This window comes from Pseudomonas sp. NCCP-436 (assembly GCF_019656335.1).
Classification (GTDB): domain Bacteria; phylum Pseudomonadota; class Gammaproteobacteria; order Pseudomonadales; family Pseudomonadaceae; genus Aquipseudomonas.
Window position 1 is genome coordinate 1 of record NZ_BPLZ01000010.1, and the last position, 19,120, is coordinate 19,120.

Annotated in this window: 19 protein-coding genes and 1 pseudogene; 15 read left to right on the forward strand and 5 right to left on the reverse strand. The window is 61.7% G+C overall.

Annotation, left to right across the window (positions count from 1 at the left end):
- From NCCP436_RS11665 to NCCP436_RS11715, 11 genes are all read left to right on the forward strand, one after another.
- Positions 1-888 (forward strand): AMP-binding protein (locus tag NCCP436_RS11665; RefSeq protein ID WP_220804175.1); only part of this gene is annotated, 888 nt, incomplete at its 5' end.
- A 170-nt stretch (positions 889-1,058) separates the two neighbouring features.
- A complete protein-coding gene (locus NCCP436_RS11670; RefSeq protein WP_220804176.1) occupies positions 1,059-1,514 on the forward strand; it encodes a GNAT family N-acetyltransferase in 456 nt (151 codons plus the stop codon).
- Positions 1,515-1,813: 299 nt separating this feature from the next.
- Entirely contained in the window at positions 1,814-2,641 is an 828-nt protein-coding gene (locus NCCP436_RS11675) for a zinc-dependent peptidase (RefSeq protein WP_220804177.1), read from the forward strand.
- Positions 2,642-2,719: 78 nt separating this feature from the next.
- On the forward strand, positions 2,720-3,247 hold the full coding sequence (gene ppa, locus NCCP436_RS11680) for an inorganic diphosphatase (protein WP_220804178.1): 528 nt from the start codon (positions 2,720-2,722) through the stop codon (positions 3,245-3,247).
- A 392-nt stretch (positions 3,248-3,639) separates the two neighbouring features.
- The gene (locus NCCP436_RS11685) at positions 3,640-5,277 is read left to right on the forward strand and encodes a methyl-accepting chemotaxis protein (RefSeq protein WP_220804179.1); all 1,638 of its coding nucleotides are present in this window, start codon (positions 3,640-3,642) and stop codon (positions 5,275-5,277) included.
- Between the two features lie 2 nt (positions 5,278-5,279).
- On the forward strand, positions 5,280-5,771 hold the full coding sequence (locus tag NCCP436_RS11690) for a chemotaxis protein CheW (RefSeq protein WP_220804180.1): 492 nt from the start codon (positions 5,280-5,282) through the stop codon (positions 5,769-5,771).
- Between the two features lie 4 nt (positions 5,772-5,775).
- Positions 5,776-7,020 carry a CheR family methyltransferase gene (locus tag NCCP436_RS11695; RefSeq protein WP_220804181.1) on the forward strand — a complete coding sequence of 415 codons (1,245 nt, stop codon included), beginning with the start codon at positions 5,776-5,778 and terminating at the stop codon, positions 7,018-7,020.
- Positions 7,013-7,681: a chemotaxis protein CheW gene (locus NCCP436_RS11700; protein WP_220804182.1), complete on the forward strand. Its 669-nt coding sequence runs from the start codon at positions 7,013-7,015 to the stop codon at positions 7,679-7,681. Before NCCP436_RS11695 ends, NCCP436_RS11700 begins: the two co-directional genes overlap by 8 nt.
- On the forward strand, positions 7,678-9,933 hold the full coding sequence (locus NCCP436_RS11705; protein WP_220804183.1) for a hybrid sensor histidine kinase/response regulator: 2,256 nt from the start codon (positions 7,678-7,680) through the stop codon (positions 9,931-9,933). The genes NCCP436_RS11700 and NCCP436_RS11705 overlap by 4 nt, the downstream gene beginning before the upstream one ends.
- On the forward strand, positions 9,930-10,934 hold the full coding sequence (locus NCCP436_RS11710) for a chemotaxis response regulator protein-glutamate methylesterase (RefSeq protein ID WP_220804184.1): 1,005 nt from the start codon (positions 9,930-9,932) through the stop codon (positions 10,932-10,934). The genes NCCP436_RS11705 and NCCP436_RS11710 overlap by 4 nt, the downstream gene beginning before the upstream one ends.
- A 45-nt stretch (positions 10,935-10,979) precedes the next feature.
- A complete protein-coding gene (locus NCCP436_RS11715; protein WP_220804185.1) occupies positions 10,980-11,993 on the forward strand; it encodes a PleD family two-component system response regulator in 1,014 nt (337 codons plus the stop codon).
- Positions 11,994-12,023: 30 nt separating this feature from the next.
- Here NCCP436_RS11715 and eutC read toward each other — a convergent pair whose 3' ends face one another.
- From eutC to NCCP436_RS11730, 3 genes and pseudogenes are all read right to left on the reverse strand, one after another.
- Positions 12,024-12,827: an ethanolamine ammonia-lyase subunit EutC gene (eutC, locus tag NCCP436_RS11720; RefSeq protein WP_220804186.1), complete on the reverse strand. Its 804-nt coding sequence runs from the start codon at positions 12,825-12,827 to the stop codon at positions 12,024-12,026.
- Positions 12,824-14,215: pseudogene (locus tag NCCP436_RS11725) on the reverse strand (ethanolamine ammonia-lyase subunit EutB). The gene eutC and the pseudogene NCCP436_RS11725 overlap by 4 nt, the downstream one beginning before the upstream one ends.
- A gap of 6 nt (positions 14,216-14,221) precedes the next feature.
- A complete protein-coding gene (locus tag NCCP436_RS11730; RefSeq protein WP_220804188.1) occupies positions 14,222-14,521 on the reverse strand; it encodes a TRAP transporter large permease subunit in 300 nt (99 codons plus the stop codon).
- On the opposite strand from NCCP436_RS11730, the gene NCCP436_RS11735 reads away from it, so the two are divergent.
- The 4 genes from NCCP436_RS11735 (at position 14,499) to NCCP436_RS11750 (ending at position 16,946) form a co-directional block, all read left to right on the forward strand.
- Positions 14,499-14,786 carry an aminotransferase class I/II-fold pyridoxal phosphate-dependent enzyme gene (locus NCCP436_RS11735; protein WP_220804189.1) on the forward strand — a complete coding sequence of 96 codons (288 nt, stop codon included), beginning with the start codon at positions 14,499-14,501 and terminating at the stop codon, positions 14,784-14,786. The two genes, NCCP436_RS11730 and NCCP436_RS11735, sit on opposite strands and share 23 nt — an antisense overlap.
- Before the next feature lie 177 nt (positions 14,787-14,963).
- Positions 14,964-15,350, forward strand: a complete 387-nt coding sequence (locus tag NCCP436_RS11740) for a hypothetical protein (RefSeq protein WP_220804190.1) — start codon at positions 14,964-14,966, stop codon at positions 15,348-15,350.
- The gene (locus tag NCCP436_RS11745) at positions 15,334-16,575 is read left to right on the forward strand and encodes an FAD-binding oxidoreductase (RefSeq protein ID WP_220804191.1); all 1,242 of its coding nucleotides are present in this window, start codon (positions 15,334-15,336) and stop codon (positions 16,573-16,575) included. The genes NCCP436_RS11740 and NCCP436_RS11745 overlap by 17 nt, the downstream gene beginning before the upstream one ends.
- Positions 16,576-16,595: 20 nt before the next feature.
- Positions 16,596-16,946: a RidA family protein gene (locus tag NCCP436_RS11750; protein WP_220804192.1), complete on the forward strand. Its 351-nt coding sequence runs from the start codon at positions 16,596-16,598 to the stop codon at positions 16,944-16,946.
- Positions 16,947-17,225: 279 nt separating this feature from the next.
- Here the strand turns inward: NCCP436_RS11750 and NCCP436_RS11755 are convergent, their stop codons facing one another.
- A complete protein-coding gene (locus NCCP436_RS11755) occupies positions 17,226-18,101 on the reverse strand; it encodes a DMT family transporter (RefSeq protein WP_220804193.1) in 876 nt (291 codons plus the stop codon).
- Between the two features lie 319 nt (positions 18,102-18,420).
- Positions 18,421-19,014 (reverse strand): DJ-1 family glyoxalase III, encoded by a 594-nt coding sequence (locus tag NCCP436_RS11760; protein WP_220804194.1) that lies wholly within the window; start codon positions 19,012-19,014, stop codon positions 18,421-18,423.
- Positions 19,015-19,120: the final 106 nt, after the last annotated feature.

Consider the following 19,120-nt stretch of genomic DNA (forward strand, 5'->3'; position numbering starts at 1 on the left):
ACCGCCATCCGCGCCATGATGGCCGAAGGCAAGGCCGCGGTCGAAGGCGCCGACGGCTCCAGCCTGCGCCTGCTGGGCTCGGTGGGTGAGCCGATCAACCCGGAAGCCTGGCAGTGGTACTACGAGACCTTCGGTCAGAGTCGCTGTCCGATCGTCGATACCTGGTGGCAGACCGAAACCGGGGGATTCATGATCACTCCACTGCCTGGCGCCCACGGGCTCAAGCCGGGGTCAGCGACTCGACCATTCTTCGGCGTACAGCCCGCATTGGTGGACAACCTGGGCAATATCATCGACGGTCCGGGCGAAGGCAACCTGGTGATCCTCGACTCCTGGCCGGGCCAGGCGCGCACCCTGTACGGCGACCACGACCGCTTTGTCGACACCTACTTCAACACCTTCAAGGGCATGTACTTCACCGGTGACGGAGCCCGCCGCGACGAGGATGGCTACTGGTGGATCACCGGCCGTGTGGATGACGTGCTCAACGTTTCCGGTCACCGCATGGGTACCGCCGAAGTAGAGAGCGCCATGGTCGCGCACCCGAAAGTGGCCGAGGCGGCCGTTGTCGGTGTGCCGCACGACATCAAGGGTCAGGGCATCTACGTTTACGTCACCCTGAACGCCGGTGAGGAAGCCTCCGAGCAGCTGCGCCAGGAACTGAAGAACTGGGTGCGCAAGGAAATCGGTCCGATTGCCACGCCGGACGTGATCCAGTGGGCGCCGGGCCTGCCGAAGACCCGTTCGGGCAAGATCATGCGGCGTATCCTGCGCAAGATCGCCACGGCCGAGTACGACAGCCTGGGTGACATCTCCACCCTGGCTGATCCGGGCGTGGTGCAACACCTGATCGACACCCACAAGCAGATGCAGGCCGCCTGCGCCTGACTCACAGCCGCAGGAGCCTTCCCCCGGGCCGGCTCCTGCAGCGCCCCTTCTGCAAAAAATCAAACGCTTGCTTGGATTGCCTATTCAAACGTCTTTCAGGCAGCATCCGGCCATCGGCTCGTCCAATAGTGGCGTTGCCAACCTATCCCTCACGCAATGCCGAGGCCACCATGCGTATCGTCCAAGCCACTCTGGAACACCTGGATCTGCTGACGCCCCTGTTCGTCAAATACCGCGAATTCTACGGCGAGCTGCCCTATCCCGAGTCATCACGCAAGTTTCTGGAAAAACGCCTGACGCGCAAGGAGTCGGTAATCTACCTTGCGCTGGCCGACGACGAAGAGCGTCTGCTGGGCTTCTGCCAGCTCTATCCCAGCTATTCGTCCCTGGCCCTCAAGCGCGTCTGGATTCTCAATGATATCTATGTGGCTGAGGATGCCCGCCGCCAACTGGTGGCGGACCGTCTGCTGCACACAGCCAGGCAAATGGCCAAGGACACCAATGCCGTGCGCATGCGCGTGGCTACCAGCCGTGACAACCAGGTGGCACAAAAAGTTTACGAATCCATCGGCTTTCATGAGGACAGCCAGTTCAAGAACTACGTTCTGTCCATCAGCGAAGACTAGGCTCCGCACGAAAACCTTCGCGCGAAGCTCAGCAGGGAAAGAACAGGCGAAGAAGCTCGGTTCACGTGCTGTACATGATCATTGCGAACCTGTTCCTAACACCGCATAACCTAACCCGGGTACTTTTCGTAAACACTCCAGGCTCGCCCAAGGTTTCTTCTGAGCTTACTTATCGGCACAGCCTATTAGGTACTGCATAACAATCGATTTGAACGAGGCGAAAGAGTGACCTGCCCCGGGCTTGTAGCAAGCCACACAGCGCCTTAAGGTTCGCAGCCAATTCTCACGAAACCTTAGCTATGTGGTCATTCAAGGCCTGGCGCCGACGCCGCATCCTTCAACGCCATCAGATCCAGCCCGCGCAGTGGCAAGCAGTGCTCGCGCGTCTGCCGATCCTCGATGGGTTAAGCGAACAGGAGTTGCAACGGTTGCGTGAGCGCGCCGTGCTGTTTCTCCACGACAAGCGTCTGACTGCCCTGCCCGGCGTCACTCTGGGCGAGCACGAACGCCTGCTACTGGCCGTCCAGGCACAACTTCCACTGCTTAATCTGGAGGATCTGGACTGGTATCAGGGCTTCCACGAAATCGTTCTCTACCCGGACGACTTCCTCAGCCCCCAGCGCTACCGCGACGCCAGCGGCGTCGAACATGAATGGGACGATGCCCGCAGTGGCGAAGCCTGGCAGCAGGGCCCGGTGATCCTTGCCTGGCCCGGCGTCGAGAGCAGCGGTGGCTGGGCGGGTTACAACCTGGTGATCCATGAGCTGGCGCACAAACTCGACATGCTCAACGGTGGCGCCAACGGTCTGCCACCGTTGCACCGCGACATGCGTGTGCAGGACTGGGCCAGCGCCATGCAAAGTGCATACGACGCACTGAATAAGGAGCTGGATGCGAACCCCGAGGCGGAAACCGCCATCGATCCCTATGCCGCAGAGGATCCGGCGGAATTCTTCGCCGTGACCAGCGAGTATTTCTTCAGCGCGCCGGATCTGCTGGAAGCCGCATTTTCAGAGGTCTACAGGCAACTGATGAGGTTCTACCGCCAGGATCCGCTGCAGCGCCTGCGTCGCCTGCAGGCCGAACACCCCGACTACCGGCCAGTCGAAAACACGACCAATGACTAAGCACGCCGCCGTAGTAACGCCTTCTGAATGCGCCTATAATGCGCCCCACTTTTTTGGCCCCTCCCTGGGAGTTCCCCCATGAGCTACAGCAAGATCCCGGCCGGTAAAGACCTGCCGAACGACATCTACGTTGCCATCGAAATCCCGGCCAACCATGCGCCGATCAAATACGAAATCGACCATGACAGCGACTGCCTGATGGTTGACCGCTTCATGGCCACCCCCATGTTCTACCCGGCCAACTACGGCTTCATCCCGCACACCCTGGCCGACGACGGCGACCCGCTCGACGTACTGGTCGTAACTCCTTACCCGGTTGCTCCGGGTTCAGTGATCCGCGCTCGCCCGGTGGGCGTACTGCACATGAGCGACGAAGCCGGTGGCGACGCCAAACTGGTTGCCGTTCCGCACGACAAACTGACCGTTCTGTACAAGGATGTTCAGGAGTACACCGACCTGCCCCCGCTGCTGATTGAGCAGATCAAGCACTTCTTCGAGAACTACAAGGATCTGGAGAAGGGCAAATGGGTCAAGGTAGAAGGCTGGGGCAGCGCTGAAGAAGCCCGTGGCCTGATCAACAAGGCAGTCGCGGCCTACCAGAAGTAAGCCCTGACACCTTCATAAAGCCGGCCACAAGCCGGCTTTTTTATTACTCGGAGAAATCCTGCGGCAAGTCGTGGTTTAAGAAACCCTCCACGCCCTTCCTGCACAAATCATCTCTGGCAACTTTCGAACGTTTCTGGAATCCGTAAACTGGCCGCCTTCATCGGTCCCGTGCTATTCATCACCACTCCCGGCCGGTCGGTTTCGATACTTCGGCCCACCCGGCAAGATCGGAATTCCTCTGTCATGAAATCAACGAAAGCTCCATTCCTCAGCTTCAGCTCCTGCCATCAACCTCATTCAGAGCAAATAGCATCGCCAAACTCTGGCAGAAAGACAGCATGCCGATATGCTGTATATGACACTTTTCAAGATCAACTGGCTGGCCTACACACATGATCAACCTGACCGTACGCACTCGAATCATCGTCAGCTTCATGCTGATCATTACCATCCTGGTGCTGCTGGTAGGTATTTCCCACACGCGCCTGACCGCTATAGAAAATGAGGCCACAAGCATACGCAACGATGCGATCGCCGGCCTAAACCAACTGAGCAAGGTGCAACACAATTGGGCGCGCCACATGCTCGATACCCGTCGCCTGCTGCTTCGCTACGGCGATGATGGAATCGAAAGTGCCACCGTGCTTGCTTCTCATCGCGAGGATCTGGCCACAAGCGAGAAGGGGCTGACCGAAAGCCTCGACGCCTTTCTGAAAACAATTACCGTAGAAGAAGAGCACAGGCTGGCAGAGCGACTGGACGAAGAAAAGCTGCTCTATCTGAGAAACCATGCCCAAATGCTGGAAATTCTCGAACATGCCGGCCTTGAAGAAGCCCGCGCCTTTAGCCGGGATCATGTTTATACGGAATGGGAGACCGGCCAGAGCACGCTGGGAGAGCTCTTTGCTCTGGGCTCCGAACGTACCGACCGTGCCGCTGAGATGATTCGTGAGTCGGTAAACAAGCTGGAGATTGCTCTGATCATTGCGATCCTGCTTGCCATCGCCATCTCGGCCATTTGCGGCTGGCTGATGATGCGAGCCATCACTCAGCCGGTCGAGAGTATCGTCAATACCCTGAAGATTCTGGAAAACGGCGACCTCTCGGCCACCCTTGATCTGCATCGGCGCGACGAATTCAACGCCATCGAGATAGGTTTCAACAGCATGGTCAGGGAGTTAAAGAACCTGGTCGGCAATGCCCAGCGTTCAGCCGTGCAGATGATCACGTCGGTAACCGAGATCGCCGCCACCTCCCGTCAGCAGCAGGCCACTGCCACAGAAACGGCTGCCACTACCACGGAGATAGGTGCCACCTCCAGGGAAATAGCAGCCACATCGCGTGATCTGGTACGCACCATGGGAGAGGTATCAGACAATGCCGAGCAAACCTCCATTCTTGCCGGCACCGGTCAGCTCGGGCTGTCACGCATGGAGGAAATCATGCACCAGGTGATGGGGGCTGCCGACGTGGTCAACGGCAAGCTTTCGATCCTCAACGAGAAGGCCGGCAACATCAACCAAGTGGTCACCACCATCGTCAAGGTGGCCGACCAGACCAACCTGCTTTCGCTCAATGCGGCCATCGAGGCGGAAAAGGCCGGTGAATACGGCAAGGGCTTCGCCGTGGTGGCCGTGGAGGTGCGCCGCCTTGCTGACCAGACCGCAGTAGCCACCTATGACATCGAGCAGATGGTGCGCGAAATCCAGTCTGCGGTCTCCGCCGGGGTGATGGGCATGGACAAGTTTTCCGAGGAGGTGCGCCGCGGTATCGGCGAGATGGCACAACTGGGCGACCAGTTGAGCCAGATCATCCAGCAGGTACAGGCACTGGCACCGCGCATCCAGATGGTCAATGAAGGCATGCAAGCCCAGTCAACCGGCGCCGAGCAAATCAATCAGGCACTGGTGCAACTGAGCGAAGCCAGCAGCCAGACGGTCGACTCGCTGCGTCAGGCCGGCAGTGCCATAGACGAGCTGAACCAGGTCGCCAATAACCTGCGCGTTGGCGTCAGTCGCTTCAAGGTCTGAACATGCCGGCCACCCGCAAGACCCAATCCGGCGAACTGCACCTGCAGTTCCGCCTCGGCCCGGACCGCTATGCCCTACCAGCCAGCGCCGTGGTCGAAGTGCTGCCCAGACGGCCGCTGAAGCAGTTGCCCGAGGCCCCCGAATGGGTTGCTGGACTGTTCGAGCATCGTGGCCGGATGATTCCGGTTATCGACCTGCCCTGCCGCCTGCTGGGTCAAGCAGCTCGCTCGCGCAGCAGCACACGCTTGGTACTGGTTCGCTTCGACGCCCGCCTGGGAGAAAATTCGCCTGTACTCGGCCTGCTGCTGGAGCAGGCAACCGAAACCCTGCGCCTACATCCCGAACAATTCGTCGCTAACGGCCTGGAGGCAGTGCTGCCGAATTATCTGGGCCCGGTTCAGAAAAGCGCACAAGGTGTCATCCAGCGCATAGAAGTCGATCAGTTGCTCGACGATGCACTGCGCGCCATGTTGTTCCGTGCAGGCAAGGACTGACGCCATGCTTGAGCAGATCGAACGCCTGCTAAAGCAACGCATCGGCCTGGACGCCGAATCGGTTGGGCGCAGTGTCATTGAACGCGCCGTGCGTCAACGCATGAAGGCCATCGGTCAGCACGAAGCGGAAACTTACTGGTTGACCCTCTGTAGCTCGCCCGGAGAGCAGCAGGCCCTGGTAGAGACGGTCGTAGTGCCGGAAACCTGGTTTTTCCGCTACCCCGACGCATTCCGGGCTCTGGCACGCCTGGCTCTGGAGCGGCACGCACAGTTGCAGGGGGCTCGCACCCTGCGCCTGATCAGCCTGCCGTGCTCCAGTGGCGAGGAACCCTACTCCATGGCCATGACCCTGCTCGATGCCGGTTTTGCCCCGAGCCAGTTTCAGATCGACGCTCTGGATGTCAGTGAGAAGGTACTGGAGCATGCGCGCCGAGGCCTGTACGGACGCAACTCGTTCCGCGGCAATACCCTGGAGTTTCGCGAACGCTACTTCCGCGAGCAGGCAGGTGAATTTCTGCTCGACGAGCGTGTGCGCTCCTGCGTACGCCTGCGCGCCGGCAACCTGCTCGACAGCAATTTGCTCACGACAGAGCCACCTTACGACTTCATCTTCTGCCGTAACCTGCTGATCTACTTTGACCGCGCCACACAGCTCCGCGCACTCCAACAGCTCAAGCGCCAGCTGCAACCCGAAGGCCTGCTATTCGTCGGTCCGGCCGAAGCCAGCCTGGCCAGCCAGAATGGTCTGCAAGCACTGGGGCACCAGCAGACCTTCGCCTTCCGTCTGTCACCCGCCACAGCAGCGGAACAACCGCCTCCCCGGGTACCGGACTGCCGCCCGCGCACGCGTGCCACGCCAGTGCCGCGTCTAGCTGCCACTGCCAAGCCACGAGCGAAGTCCCTTGAGGCCAAGCCCACACCCGCTCCGGCGAAGAGCAGCGATCTCTGGCAGGAAGTCGCCAACCTGGCCAATGCTGGTCGTAGTGCCGAAGCCCGCCTGCTCTGCGAACGTCAACTGCAACAGCAAGGGCCTTGTGCAACCGCATACTACTGGCTGGGGCTGCTCAGCGACGCAGACGGCAACGACGAACAGGCCAGCGCCTACTATCGTAAAGCGATCTATCTCCAACCCCGGCACCGCGAAGCGCTGGCTCACCTGGCTACACACCTGGAAGCCCAGGGGGACATGGCCGGCGCCAAGCGCCTGTATCAGCGGGCGCAGACCGATGGAGTAGCGGACAATGACTGATACCAGACACCAGACTACAGTGGACGACTGCTGGAATCGCATCGGAGTTTTCGGCGACAAAAGCTGCCCGCTGGTGGAGCGACATATCCACTGCCGCAACTGCGAAACCTACAGCGCTGCGGCCATTACCCTACTCGACCGCTATGGCGACAGTCTGTCAGACAGTGGCAACTACGGAAAAGACGAAGGCCGGCAGCACAGCGCCGAGCAAAGCTCGCTATTGATTTTCCGTCTTGGTGACCAATGGCTGGCCATCGCCAGTCGCTGCCTGGCCGAGGTCATGCCCGTTTCCCCCGTGCACGGCCTGCCCCACCGACGCAAGCGCGGCCTGTTGGGCGTGATCAACGTGCGCGGGACGCTGGTTGCCTGCCTGTCATTGGAGGAACTGCTGGGACTGGATGGCGCTACGCAAAACCACCATGAACGTCGGGTAATACCGCGCATGCTGATCCTGCAGAGCGACAGCGGCCCACTTGTGGTACCGGTCGACGAGATCCGCGGTATCCAGCGCATCCCCGACCATGCGATCAGTCCAGGCAAGGGCGATGCCGGCCAGACCATCAGCCGCTTCACCCTCGGCGTACTGCAATGGCAGGGATACAGCATCACCCTGCTCGACGAAGAACCACTGCTGCACCATATGCTGGGGAGCCTTGCGTGACACCGGACCAGATGAGGGATGCCTCGCTACTCGATCTCTTCCGCCTGGAGGCGGAGGCACAGAAGCAGGTACTCGAAGCCGGCCTGCTGATTCTTGAGCGCGAGCCGTCCAACGCCGCCCAACTGGAAGCCTGCATGCGCGCAGCCCACTCGCTCAAGGGTGCAGCTCGCATTGTCGGACTGGACGCCGGCGTACAGGTCGCTCATGCCATGGAAGATTTGCTGGTAGCTGCTCAGGAGGGCGTGCTACGCCTGCAGCCCGAGCATATCGACACGCTGCTGCAAGGCTCGGATCTGCTGCTGCGCATTGGCCAGTCCCAGCCCGAGGAAGGGCTTGAGGAACGGGTCGAAAGCGTCAGCAAGCTGCTTCAAGAGCTGCACGGCCAGGCACTTCCCAGCCTGCCGCCAGCGCTTGCTGCGACAATACCTTCTCCCGTCCCGCTGCCCCCCGAAACCGGCAGTCAGCCGGCCGCGACACAGTACGCCGAGAGCGAACGTGACGAGCGAGCCCACCGCGTGCTGCGGATTTCCGCCGAGCGCTTCGACCACCTGATCGACCTTTCAGGCAAATCCGTTGTGGAATTCCAGCGCACTCGGCCGTTGAGCGAGTCGCTGCACCGTCTCAAGCGCCAGCAGGAGTCGGCCCGGCGCACGCTGGAAACACTGCGCGAACACCTGCTGGGCCAACTGCAGGATCCCACGACACAGACCCTGTTCAACGAAAGCCGCAATCTGCTGATCGAATGCCAGCAACAATTGCAGGCCCATCAGGAGCTGTTCGAGGACTTCGTCTGGCATGGCAGTCAGCGCACACAGCAACTGTACGATCTGGCACTGGCTTCGCGAATGCGCCCCTTTGCCGATGGTGTCACCGGCATGGCTCGCATGCTGCGCGATCTGGGCCGCTCGCTGGGCAAACAAGTACGTCTGGAGATTGAAGGCGAGCACACCCAGGTCGACCGGGACGTACTGGAACGGCTGGAAGCACCGCTGACCCATCTGCTGCGCAACGCTGTCGACCACGGCATCGAAGAGCCAGCTGTGCGCAGTGCCAAGGGCAAGCCGACAGAAGGCCGTGTGCTGCTGCAGGCGAGTCACCATGCCGGGATGCTGGTGCTGAAAGTCAGCGACGATGGCGCCGGAATCGACCTGAAGGACGTCGCCCAGGCTGTGATAGAGCGGCACCTTGCGCCGAGCGAGCAGGTAGCGCGGATGACCGAGGACGAGTTGCTGGCTTTCCTGTTCCTGCCCGGTTTCAGTATGAGCAACCAGGTCACCGAGGTTTCTGGACGCGGCGTCGGCCTTGATGTCGTACAGCACGAGATCCGCCGCATGCGTGGCAACGTCCGGCTGACACAGCAAGCCGAGGGCGGCTGTCACTTCCATATCGAACTGCCACTGACCCTGTCGGTAGTACGGGCTCTGGTAGTGACCATTGGCGGCGAAGCCTATGCCTTTCCGCTGGTGCAGATCGAGCGCATGCTGCGTGTACCACGTTCATCCATCGTCCAACTGGAAGGGCGACAGCACTTCTGGCTGGATGGCGAACATGTCGGTCTGATATCGGCCGCGCAACTGCTGCAATGCGAAGAGAGACCGGGCGAGGACGACAACATCGCGGTGGTACTGATCCGCAACCGTGAGCAGTGCCACGGCCTGGCCGTGGAAAGTTTTACCGGCGAGTTCACCCTGGTGCTGATGCCTCTCGACGCCCGCCTGGGCAAGCTGCGTGACGTTGCCGCCGGAGCCCTGCTGTCCGACGGCACTCCGGTGCTGATCCTCGACATCGACGACCTGCTCAATTCGGTGGACAAGCTGCTCGGCGAAGGCCGGCTTGATCGCGTCGATGCCGGCAGCCAGATCCGTCACAGCCAGCGCAAGCGCGTGCTGGTGGTGGACGACTCGCTGACCGTACGCGAACTGGAGCGCAAACTGCTGCTCAGCCGGGGCTACGAGGTTGCCGTGGCGGTTGACGGTATGGATGGCTGGAATGCCCTGCGTGGCGACGCCTTCGACCTGCTGATCACCGACATCGACATGCCGCGGATGGATGGTATCGAGCTGGTAAGGCACATTCGCCAGGATTCGCGCCTGCGCAGCCTGCCGGTGATGGTGGTGTCCTACAAGGATCGCGAAGAAGACCGCCGCCGCGGTCTGGAAGCCGGCGCCGACTATTATCTGGCCAAAGCAAGCTTCCATGACGAGGCGCTGCTCGATGCCGTACAGACCCTGATCGGAGCCCCCCGCGAATGAAGATCGCCATCGTCAACGACATGCCTCTGGCAGTCGAGGCCCTGCGCCGGGCGCTGGCAAGCGAACCGGAACTGCAGATCTGCTGGGTCGCCCGCAACGGCGAGGAGGCTGTTCAATTTTGCCGCGAAGAGCGCCCGGATCTGCTACTGATGGACATGCTCATGCCCGGAATGGACGGTGTGGAGGCAACCCGGCGGATCATGCACGACACCCCTTGCGCCATTCTTATCGTCACCGCCGACGTCGAGCGCAATATGGCGCAAGTGTTTGCCGCCATGGGTGCAGGCGCGCTGGACGTGGTCGCAGCTCCGTCGCTTGGTTCGCAACAGTTGCTCGATGCCGCCACTGTGCGGCGCAAGATACACAACATGGCCTGGATGATCGGCCACAAGACCTCTCACTCGGGAAAGCCATCCCGCTGCCCGGTTAATGCCAGCAAGGACAAGCGCCTGGTCGCCATCGGCGCCTCGGCCGGCGGGCCTGCCTCACTGGTGGAACTGCTGCGCCAGATGCCAGCCGACTTTCCCGCCAGCATCGTGTTGGTACAACACGTCGATGAGGTATTTGCTGCCGGCATGGCCGAGTGGCTGGGCACTGAGTCGAACCTCCCGGTACGCCTGGCCCGGGAAGGCGACTCACTGCTCCCCGGTGCGGTACTGCTGGCCGGCACCAACAATCATCTGTACCTGTCAGCCGAGGGCAAACTGACCTACCGGCGCGAGCCAACCGAGCAGGTCTACCGGCCATCAATCGATGTATTTTTCGACAGTGTGGCCAGCCACTGGCGTGGCGAGGCTATCGGCGTGCTGCTGACCGGAATGGGTCGCGACGGTGCCAGGGGACTGCTGCATATGCGCAAACGCGGCTTCCACACCATTACTCAGGATCAGGCCAGTTGCGCCGTCTATGGTATGCCCAAGGCCGCAGTGGCGCTCGAAGCGGCAGTCGAGGTGCTACCGCTGGAACGGATCGCCCCACGACTAATAGAGCGATTGAGCTAGCAATCCTCCATGCCACCCCCCCAGAACAACGGCGGAGATACCCACATGCAAGGGAAAAAATGCGACCGCAGCCACCATCTTGGCCTGCCTGACTACTCCATGATGGTGCTGCTAGTAGACGATCAGGCCATGGTAGGCGAGGCGTTGCGCCGCGCCCTGAGTGAAGAAAGCGACATCGACTTTCACTTCTGTTCGGATCCACAGCAGGCCCTCAGCGTGGCCCAACAGATCAAGCCAACGGTGATCCTGCAGGATCTGATCATGCCCGGAGTGGATGGCCTCGAGCTGCTGACCCGCTACCGTGAAGCACCGGGCACTCAAGATGTTCCCATCATCGTGCTGTCGACCAAGGAGGATCCGCAGGTCAAGAGCGCAGCTTTCGCAGCTGGCGCCAACGACTACCTGGTAAAGCTGCCCGACAACATCGAACTGCTGGCGCGCATCCGCTACCACTCGCGTTCCTACCTGACCATGCTGCAGCGCGACGAGGCATTTCGTGCCCTGCGTGAAAGCCAGCAGCAACTGCTTGATACCAACCTGGTACTGCAACGGCTGATCAAATCGGACGGACTGACCGGCCTGGCCAATCGCCGTTACTTCGACGAGTATCTGGAAATCGAGTGGAACCGTGCTCTGCGCGATCAGAGCGAACTAGCCCTGCTGATGATCGATGTCGATTACTTCAAGGCTTATAACGATCTCTATGGTCATGTGGCCGGTGATGAGGTGCTGCGCCGTGTCGGCGAAAAGCTCAAGACCTGCAACTCGCGCGCATCGGATCTGACCGCACGTTACGGTGGCGAGGAGTTCGCTGTAATCATGCCGGGCACCTCGGCAGGAGGCGCGCGCCTACAGGCGGAGAAGATTCGCCGTGAAGTTGAAGCCATGGGCATTCCGCACGATCTGCCCACGCAGGGCTCCTCGGTCAGTGTCAGTATCGGCGTCGCCAGCCTGCGACCAACGCCGGAGGGCGAGCCGCTGAGCCTGGTGGTCAAGGCCGACGAAGGCCTCTACCTGGCCAAGCATGGAGGCCGCAACCAGATCGCCATAGCCCGCTAGCGTGCTACACGATCGGTTCCAGCGCAGCGCTCAGACCGCGTCGGTGCTCAGGCGAAACAACGCCTGCGGCGCCTCGGCGCCCAGTTCATGAGTCTGGGTTTCGTCCTTCAGCGCGACACCGCTCAGGCCACGGCGTAAGGCTTCGCGCAGCAGATAGGCAGCACGCGCAGCTGCCTCATCAACAGGTTGCCCAGCCGGCCGTATATTGGAGATGCAGTTACGCTCAGCATCGTGGCGACCGCTCCGCGGTGCATAGGTCAGGTACAGACCAAGGCTGTCCGGCGAACTCAATCCAGGGCGCTCGCCAATGAGCACCAGCACCAGTCGGGCGCGCAATAACTCGCCCACCGGATCGCCCACCGCCACCCGTCCCTGAAGCACGATGCTGGCTGGCCCGATTGTCAGCCCGGCGCTCTGCAACTGCGGCAGCAAAGCATCGATGAACGGCACCGCATGCTGCTGCACCGCCATTGCCGACAGACCATCGGCAATGACGAAAGCCAGGTCACAGGGTTCGCCGCCCAAGGCCTGCAACTGCTGGGTCGAAGCTTCGTCCAATACGCGTCCCAGATCCGGGCGGCGCAGATAGGTTTGCCGATCCGTTGCGGCACTATGCAGGCTGAGCACGGTTTTAAAACGCTGGCGCAGCGCCCGGGACAGCGCCGGAGCATCCAGAGGCAAATGCACCGCATCACGCGCTTGAGCGTGCGCCAGCTGAAAATCGAGCCAGGGACGGGTCGGCAGACTGGATCCCGCACGGCCCAGCGCAATGCGCGCATTGGTGAACTGGCGCAGGCGCTCCCAGGGATTGGAAGTCACGACCTTGATGCTCATGGCAGCACCGCCAGGGCACAGGCAAAGGCGCCAGGCAACTGCTGCTCCAGAGCAATGCGACCCTGCGCGTCGAAGATGCCCATTCGCTGTAGCCAATCCTAGAACTCCGGCGCCGGCCTGAGCCCCATTACCCGCCGTGCATACAGGGCATCGTGAAATGAGGTGGTCTGGTAATTGAGCATCACGTCATCGGAACCGGGAATCCCCATGATGAAGTTGATGCCGGCGTTGCCGAGCAAAGTCAGCAGGGCATCCATATCGTCCTGATTGGCCTCGGCATGATTGGTGTAGCAGATGTCGCAACCCATGGGCACGCCAAGCAGCTTGGCGCAGAAGTGATCCTCTAGCCCGGCGCGGATGATCTGCTTGCTGTCGTAGAGGTATTCCGGACCGATGAAGCCGACCACGCTATTGACCAAGAAGGGGTCGAACTCACGCGCCACGGCATAAGCGCGCACCTCGCAGGTCTGTTGGTCAACGCCATGGTGGGCATTGGCCGACAACGCACTGCCCTGGCCGGTCTCGAAATACATCAACTGGTTGCCGACGCTGCCGCGCCTGAGCGACAGCCCCGCCTCGTGCGCCTCCCTGAGCAGGCTCAGGGAAATACCAAAACTCTCGTTGGCCTTCTGCGTTCCGGCGATGGACTGGAATACCAGATCCACTGGCGCGCCCTGCTCGATTAATTGCAGGGTATTGGTAACGTGAGTCAGCACGCACGACTGGGTGGGAATCTCGTAATTGCGAATCACCTCGTCGAGCATATGCAGCAGGCGACTTACGGTCGGCACGTTGTCGGTGGCCGGGTTGATGCCGAGAGTGGCATCGCCGTTACCGTAGAGCAGGCCGTCGACCAGCGAAGCGGCGATACCGGACAGATCATCGGTCGGATGGTTGGGCTGCAGCCGCGTGGACAAGCGCCCGGGCAGCCCCACCGTATTGCGAAAGCGGGTAACCACCTGGCATTTCTTCGCCACCAGAATCAGATCCTGCAACCGCATCAGCTTGCTCACCGCCGACACCATTTCCGGCGTCAGGCCGCGCTGCAGCGCGGTCAGCGCTGCGGTATCAGCCTGTTCGCTAAGCAGCCAGTCGCGCAGTTCGCCAACGCACAGGCCGGCAATCGGGGCGAACGCCGCACGGTCGTGCTGCGCAGCAATCAGTCGGGTAACCTCGTCCTGCTCGTAATCGATCAGCCACTCCTCGAGAAAGCGCGTCAGCGGCACCTCGGCCAGCGCACGCTGAGCGGCCACTCGTTCTTCGGCAGTGTCGGCAGCAATGCCGGCCAGCACATCCCCCGAGCGCAGGGGCGTAGCTTTGGCCAGTAGCTGCGCCAGACTGCCAAAGCGGTATTCGCGTATACCGACGCGGTGGCTATAGATGGTCATGCTTGCTTAGAACCCCATCATCCGCGGCAGAGTCAGCGACAGCGCCGGGCAGTAGGTGGTCATGACCACCACCGGCAGATAGGCGAACAACAGGAATACACAGGTCGGCGAAAGCATGCGCACCAGCGGCACCTTGCCCACCAACGAGCCCAGATAGAGCAGCGGCGCCGTCGGCGGAGTGATCAGGCCCATGCCCAGGTTGGTGGCGATGATTGCGGCAAAGTGCACCGGATCGATACCCAGCTCACGCACCAGCGGCATCAACATCGGCGTGGCCAACAGAATGGCACTGGCTTTGCGAGCCATCGCTGACTCAGGGGATACGGTACTGGCCGACATGGTCACCTATCAGGGCATCGCCGCGCTGTGCCGCACCCTGGAACTCAACCTGCTGGGCGTGGCCTCTGACGAGCGCGGCATGGATCCTCAGGCTCTGCGCGAGGCTTGTCGGCGACACAAGCCGCGCGTGGTGTTCATCGTCAGCTCGATCCAGAACCCCACCGCGATCACCCTCGACGAAGAGCGTCGCCAACAGTTGGCCGAAGTGCTCGATGAAGCGGCGTCCTGGTGATCGAAGACGATGTCTACCGGCCAATCCTCGAAAAATCGCCTGCCCCGCTGGCCTATCGCCTACCCGAGCAGACGCTGTACCTGACCTCGCTGTCGAAATGCGTAGCCCCCGGCCTGCGCGTGGGATTTCGCCAGCCTGCGGGTCGATTGCTGGAGCATCGCACCGCTGTCGGCACTGGTGGCTACCCGTCTGATCGAGAGCGGCAAGGCCCGCGATTTGGTAGTGGTGCAGCGCGAGGAACTACGCGCACGCCAGGCCATCCTCCAGGAATACCTGGAAGGACTTGACGTGCGCAGTGGCGCCACCGCTCCGCACGCCTGGCTGACACTGCCCGAACACTGGCTCCATGCGGACTTCTGCAAAGCCTGCCTAGAAAACGGCGTGGCCCTGCTGCCCGGCTCCGCCTTCAGCCTCGACCCCGAACGTGCGCCCAATGCCGTGCGCATCAACCTCTCCGCCGCGCCCACCCGCGAGCAACTAGCGCGGGCTCTGGAGGTGATCGCCCGGTTGGCACACAAGGGGCCGGATCACCCACCCAGGATCGGACATGACTCCCAGACATAACGAGATTGTTGTAATCGGCGGCGGCGCCGTGGGCATTGCCTGCGCCCTCTGGCTACGCCGCGACGGCCATCAGGTAACCCTGATCGAACCCAACGCACTGGCTGCCGAGTGCTCTTTCGGCAACGCCAGCACTCTGGCCGAGTACGGTTGCACGCCGATTGCCAATGCCTCGGTGTGGGGCAGACTGCCGAGCCTGCTGTTCTCCCAGGACTCCCCCTTCGTGGTGCGCTGGTCACGCATCCCACAACTGATGCCCTGGTTGTTGCGCTTCCTCGGCCAGTGCAATACGCACGCGGCCAAGACCAATACCCACCGTCTGCTGCGCCTGCTAGAGCGTACCTACAGCGGTTACGAGCCGCTGCTTGAAGCCTCTCCCGAAGCCGCCGCACTGATTCGTCGCCGGGGCTGTCTGTACGCCTACACCACCGAGCAGGGCATGCAGGCCGGACGCGCCGAAATAGCTCTCCGCGAGTCGCTCGGCATCGAGCAGGAAGTACTCAATGCCAACCAGGTAGCCGACCTGGAGCCGGTGATGGCCGGCCAGAACGTCGGCGGCGTACTGTTCCCGCGCTCCTGCCATATCCGCAACACGCAGCAATTCTTCCAAAACCTTGCAGCACCGCTGCAAGGCAGCATCAAGCGCGCCCGGGTGCAACGCGTCGTCCCGCAGGACCACGGTGTGGCAGTGAGCTGTGATGACGGCTCCACCCTGCTGGCCGACCGAGTGGTTCTGGCCGCCGGAGCCTGGTCCGCACAACTGGCCGCCAGCTTCGGCGAGCGCATTCCACTTGGCGTCGAGCGTGGTTTCCACGTCGAATTCGACCTGGAAGAAGAACTTCTGACCCGTCCCACCTGCCCGGTGGAAAGCGCCTTCTACATGACCCCTCTGGAAGGTGGCCGCCTGCGCGCCGCCGGCACCGTCGAGCTGGCTTCGATGCGCGACCCGATCAATCTGCGCCGCACGAACTACATCGAGGAACGCGTCAGACAAATCCTGCACCTCGAACAACCTGCCAGCCGGCGCTGGATGGGTTTTCGTCCGACTCTGCCCGACTGCGTGCCGGTTCTTGGCCCCAGCCGGCAAGACCCACGCGTGCTCTACGCCTTCGGTCACCAGCACCTGGGCATCACCCTGGCCGGAGCCACCGGCCAGCTGATTGCCGACTGCATCCACGGTCGCGCTCCACAGTGGCTGGACGAATACAGCGCCTCGCGCTTTACCTGAACATCAAGCAAGGAGTCATCATGACCATCAAGCGTCTTCATACCGGCACCCGCATGAGCCAGATCGTCATCCACAACAACACCGTATACCTCGCCGGCCAGGTCGGAGAGCCCGGTGCCAGTGTGGCCGACCAGACCCGCCAGGCCATCGCTGAAGTGGAGCGGCTGCTGGCCGAGGCCGGCACCACCCCAGAGCACATCCTGCAGACCGTGATCTGGCTGGCCGACATTAACGACTTCGAAGAAATGAACAGTGTCTGGGATGCCTGGGTTCCGGCCGGCCATGCTCCGGCCCGCGCCTGCGGCGAAGCCCGCCTGGCGACCCCGGAGTACAAGGTGGAGCTGATCGTCACCGCCGCTCTGCCGGCCTGATCCTGAGCACATCAGCCCCCGCCCGCCTGCGGGGGCGCTTCACGTCCGTAGAAAGCTCCGCAAGCGCAAACCAACCGATAATCGTCGCCCCACTCTCACCAACTCACTAGCGCGCTCAACCACCGTGTGGTTACCGGGCTCTAACCCTCTCGGCAAACTCACCAGCGCATCCACTGCAGGCATGCTCTCGCCGATCACCGTCTGAATGATGTTCTCGCGAGTCTTTCCGGAACGCTCTTGCATAGCGCGCCCTTAAGAGAGTGCCTCAGTCATATGCGATCAAACCTGCCGCTGCGTCCACAATGCGGCCAGGCCGCTCAGGCAGATGATGGCAATACCGGCCAGAGCGCTGAGCTCCGGGACATGACCGAACATCAGCAGACCAAGCAGCCCGGCGAAGATGATCTGACCGTAGCCGAACGGTGCCAGCATCGCCGGCGCGGCATAGCGGAAGGAATGGGTCAGCAGCAGATGGGCCCCCATTCCGCAGCCTCCCAGAGCCAGCATTAGCAGTGCATGACCGAAGCTCGGTATCTGCCAGAAAAAGGGCACCAGCAGACTCATCATCAGCGTATTGACCAACCCGGCGAAAAAGTTGCTGGTGGTGGCGCTGTCCACCTCGCTGAGTCGGCGCGTCAGGATCTGATACAGGCTGAAGCTGAGCGCGGCACTCAGAGGCAGCAGGACTGCCGGAGTAAACAGTTCACCGCCAGGATGGACGATAACCAGCACACCGGTGAAACCGACAATCACCGCAATCCACTGCCCCAGACTTACCCGTTCGCCCAGCAGCGGCACCGACAGTGCTGTCACCAGCAGCGGCGCTAGGAAAATCACCGCAGTAGCCTCGGCCAGCGGCAGGAACATCAGCCCGGCAGTGAACAGCAGGCTGACCAGCAGCAGACACAGCGCCCGCAGAAACTGTAACCCGGGGCGCCGGGTACGCAGCACACTCAGACCGGATCGCGGCAGAAACACCACAGCCATCAGCAGGGTGTGCACGGCGTAACGTGCCCAGACGATGAGGATGATCGGGTAGAAGCCGGAGAGGTACTTGGACAGGGCGTCGTGGCTGGCAAACAGGAAGGTGGCCAGCACCATCAGGGCAATGCCGCGCAATGGCCGGCTGGTACCGGACAGGGGTGTGGAACTCATGAAATACCCGGCGAGCGGACAGACCGCAAATAGATAGGCGACTAACTATACAACCCATGAGCCACTTCCGCCTATGCCAACATCGCCTTGCGAGCTACCGGCAGACTGACGGAGCAAAGCCTGTAAAGAATCGGCAAGAGCCGCAGACAGGCCACCGGGCCCGCCTCCGCCCCAGCCTGAGCCAGTCGTTGCCAAGCACGCTCAGTCCTGAAAGCCGAGCCCCGGACACGACATACCACGCACCCGAACAGCGGTTCTTTCGTATTTCTCGTATCACGAATTGAAATAACCAGGAGGAGCTGCGCCGCATCGACCCGCGTCAGCGATGCGTTGCACTGCAGTCTGGCGGCTCAGTCCGGTCCATCACCAGCATCGCCCGCGCCACATTCTGACGAACGCTGCGTCCACACAGCTGCTCCACCAGACACAGAGCGAAGGGCAGCGCAGTGGCCGGCCCCTGGCTGGTAATGCAGTGGCCGTCGACCACCACCGGTGCGTTGACAAAACTACAGCCGCTCAGGCGCTCGGCAAAGCTTGGGTAGCAGGTCACTCGGCGCTGCTGCAATACGCCGTAGGCCTGTAGTGCCACCGCCGGAGCGGCGCAGATGGCGGCGAACAGGCCGCCGGCCTCGGCCTGACGACGCACTCGCTCAGCCAACAGCTGGCAGTCGGCCAGACGCTGCGCGCCAGGCATGCCACCGGGCAGCACGATCAGATCGAAATCCTCTGCGATCACGTCCACCAGCATGGCATCGGCGGTCAGCCGGGTGCCACGGGCACCGGTGATCATCCGCCGCGCTTCGACGCTGGCTACCACCACCTCGATATCGGCACGCCGCAGCACGTTGATCAGCGTTACGCTTTCCAGATCCTCGCTGCCATCGGCGACGGCAATCAGTGCACGCTTGCACATGGCTTATCCCTCCAAAAACAACCGTCCCAGAAGCTTCGGTGCAACTGGCAAAAGCCTGCTGCTATGATGCATGACGCAGTTAAAACCAACACTTTACCTGCCCATT

Bases quoted from the DNA above. Each gene is read 5' to 3' on its own strand.
- NCCP436_RS11670 (WP_220804176.1), top strand. From the start codon at position 1,059: ATGCGTATCGTCCAAGCCACTCTGGAACACCTGGATCTGCTGACGCCC.
- NCCP436_RS11675 (WP_220804177.1), top strand. From the start codon at position 1,814: ATGTGGTCATTCAAGGCCTGGCGCCGACGCCGCATCCTTCAACGCCAT.
- ppa (WP_220804178.1), top strand. From the start codon at position 2,720: ATGAGCTACAGCAAGATCCCGGCCGGTAAAGACCTGCCGAACGACATC.
- NCCP436_RS11685 (WP_220804179.1), top strand. From the start codon at position 3,640: ATGATCAACCTGACCGTACGCACTCGAATCATCGTCAGCTTCATGCTG.
- NCCP436_RS11690 (WP_220804180.1), top strand. From the start codon at position 5,280: ATGCCGGCCACCCGCAAGACCCAATCCGGCGAACTGCACCTGCAGTTC.
- NCCP436_RS11695 (WP_220804181.1), top strand. From the start codon at position 5,776: ATGCTTGAGCAGATCGAACGCCTGCTAAAGCAACGCATCGGCCTGGAC.
- NCCP436_RS11700 (WP_220804182.1), top strand. From the start codon at position 7,013: ATGACTGATACCAGACACCAGACTACAGTGGACGACTGCTGGAATCGC.
- NCCP436_RS11710 (WP_220804184.1), top strand. From the start codon at position 9,930: ATGAAGATCGCCATCGTCAACGACATGCCTCTGGCAGTCGAGGCCCTG.
- NCCP436_RS11715 (WP_220804185.1), top strand. From the start codon at position 10,980: ATGCAAGGGAAAAAATGCGACCGCAGCCACCATCTTGGCCTGCCTGAC.
- eutC (WP_220804186.1), bottom strand. From the start codon at position 12,827: ATGAGCATCAAGGTCGTGACTTCCAATCCCTGGGAGCGCCTGCGCCAG.
- NCCP436_RS11735 (WP_220804189.1), top strand. From the start codon at position 14,499: ATGGCACTGGCTTTGCGAGCCATCGCTGACTCAGGGGATACGGTACTG.
- NCCP436_RS11730 (WP_220804188.1), bottom strand. From the start codon at position 14,521: ATGGCTCGCAAAGCCAGTGCCATTCTGTTGGCCACGCCGATGTTGATG.
- NCCP436_RS11745 (WP_220804191.1), top strand. From the start codon at position 15,334: ATGACTCCCAGACATAACGAGATTGTTGTAATCGGCGGCGGCGCCGTG.
- NCCP436_RS11750 (WP_220804192.1), top strand. From the start codon at position 16,596: ATGACCATCAAGCGTCTTCATACCGGCACCCGCATGAGCCAGATCGTC.
- NCCP436_RS11755 (WP_220804193.1), bottom strand. From the start codon at position 18,101: ATGAGTTCCACACCCCTGTCCGGTACCAGCCGGCCATTGCGCGGCATT.
- NCCP436_RS11760 (WP_220804194.1), bottom strand. From the start codon at position 19,014: ATGTGCAAGCGTGCACTGATTGCCGTCGCCGATGGCAGCGAGGATCTG.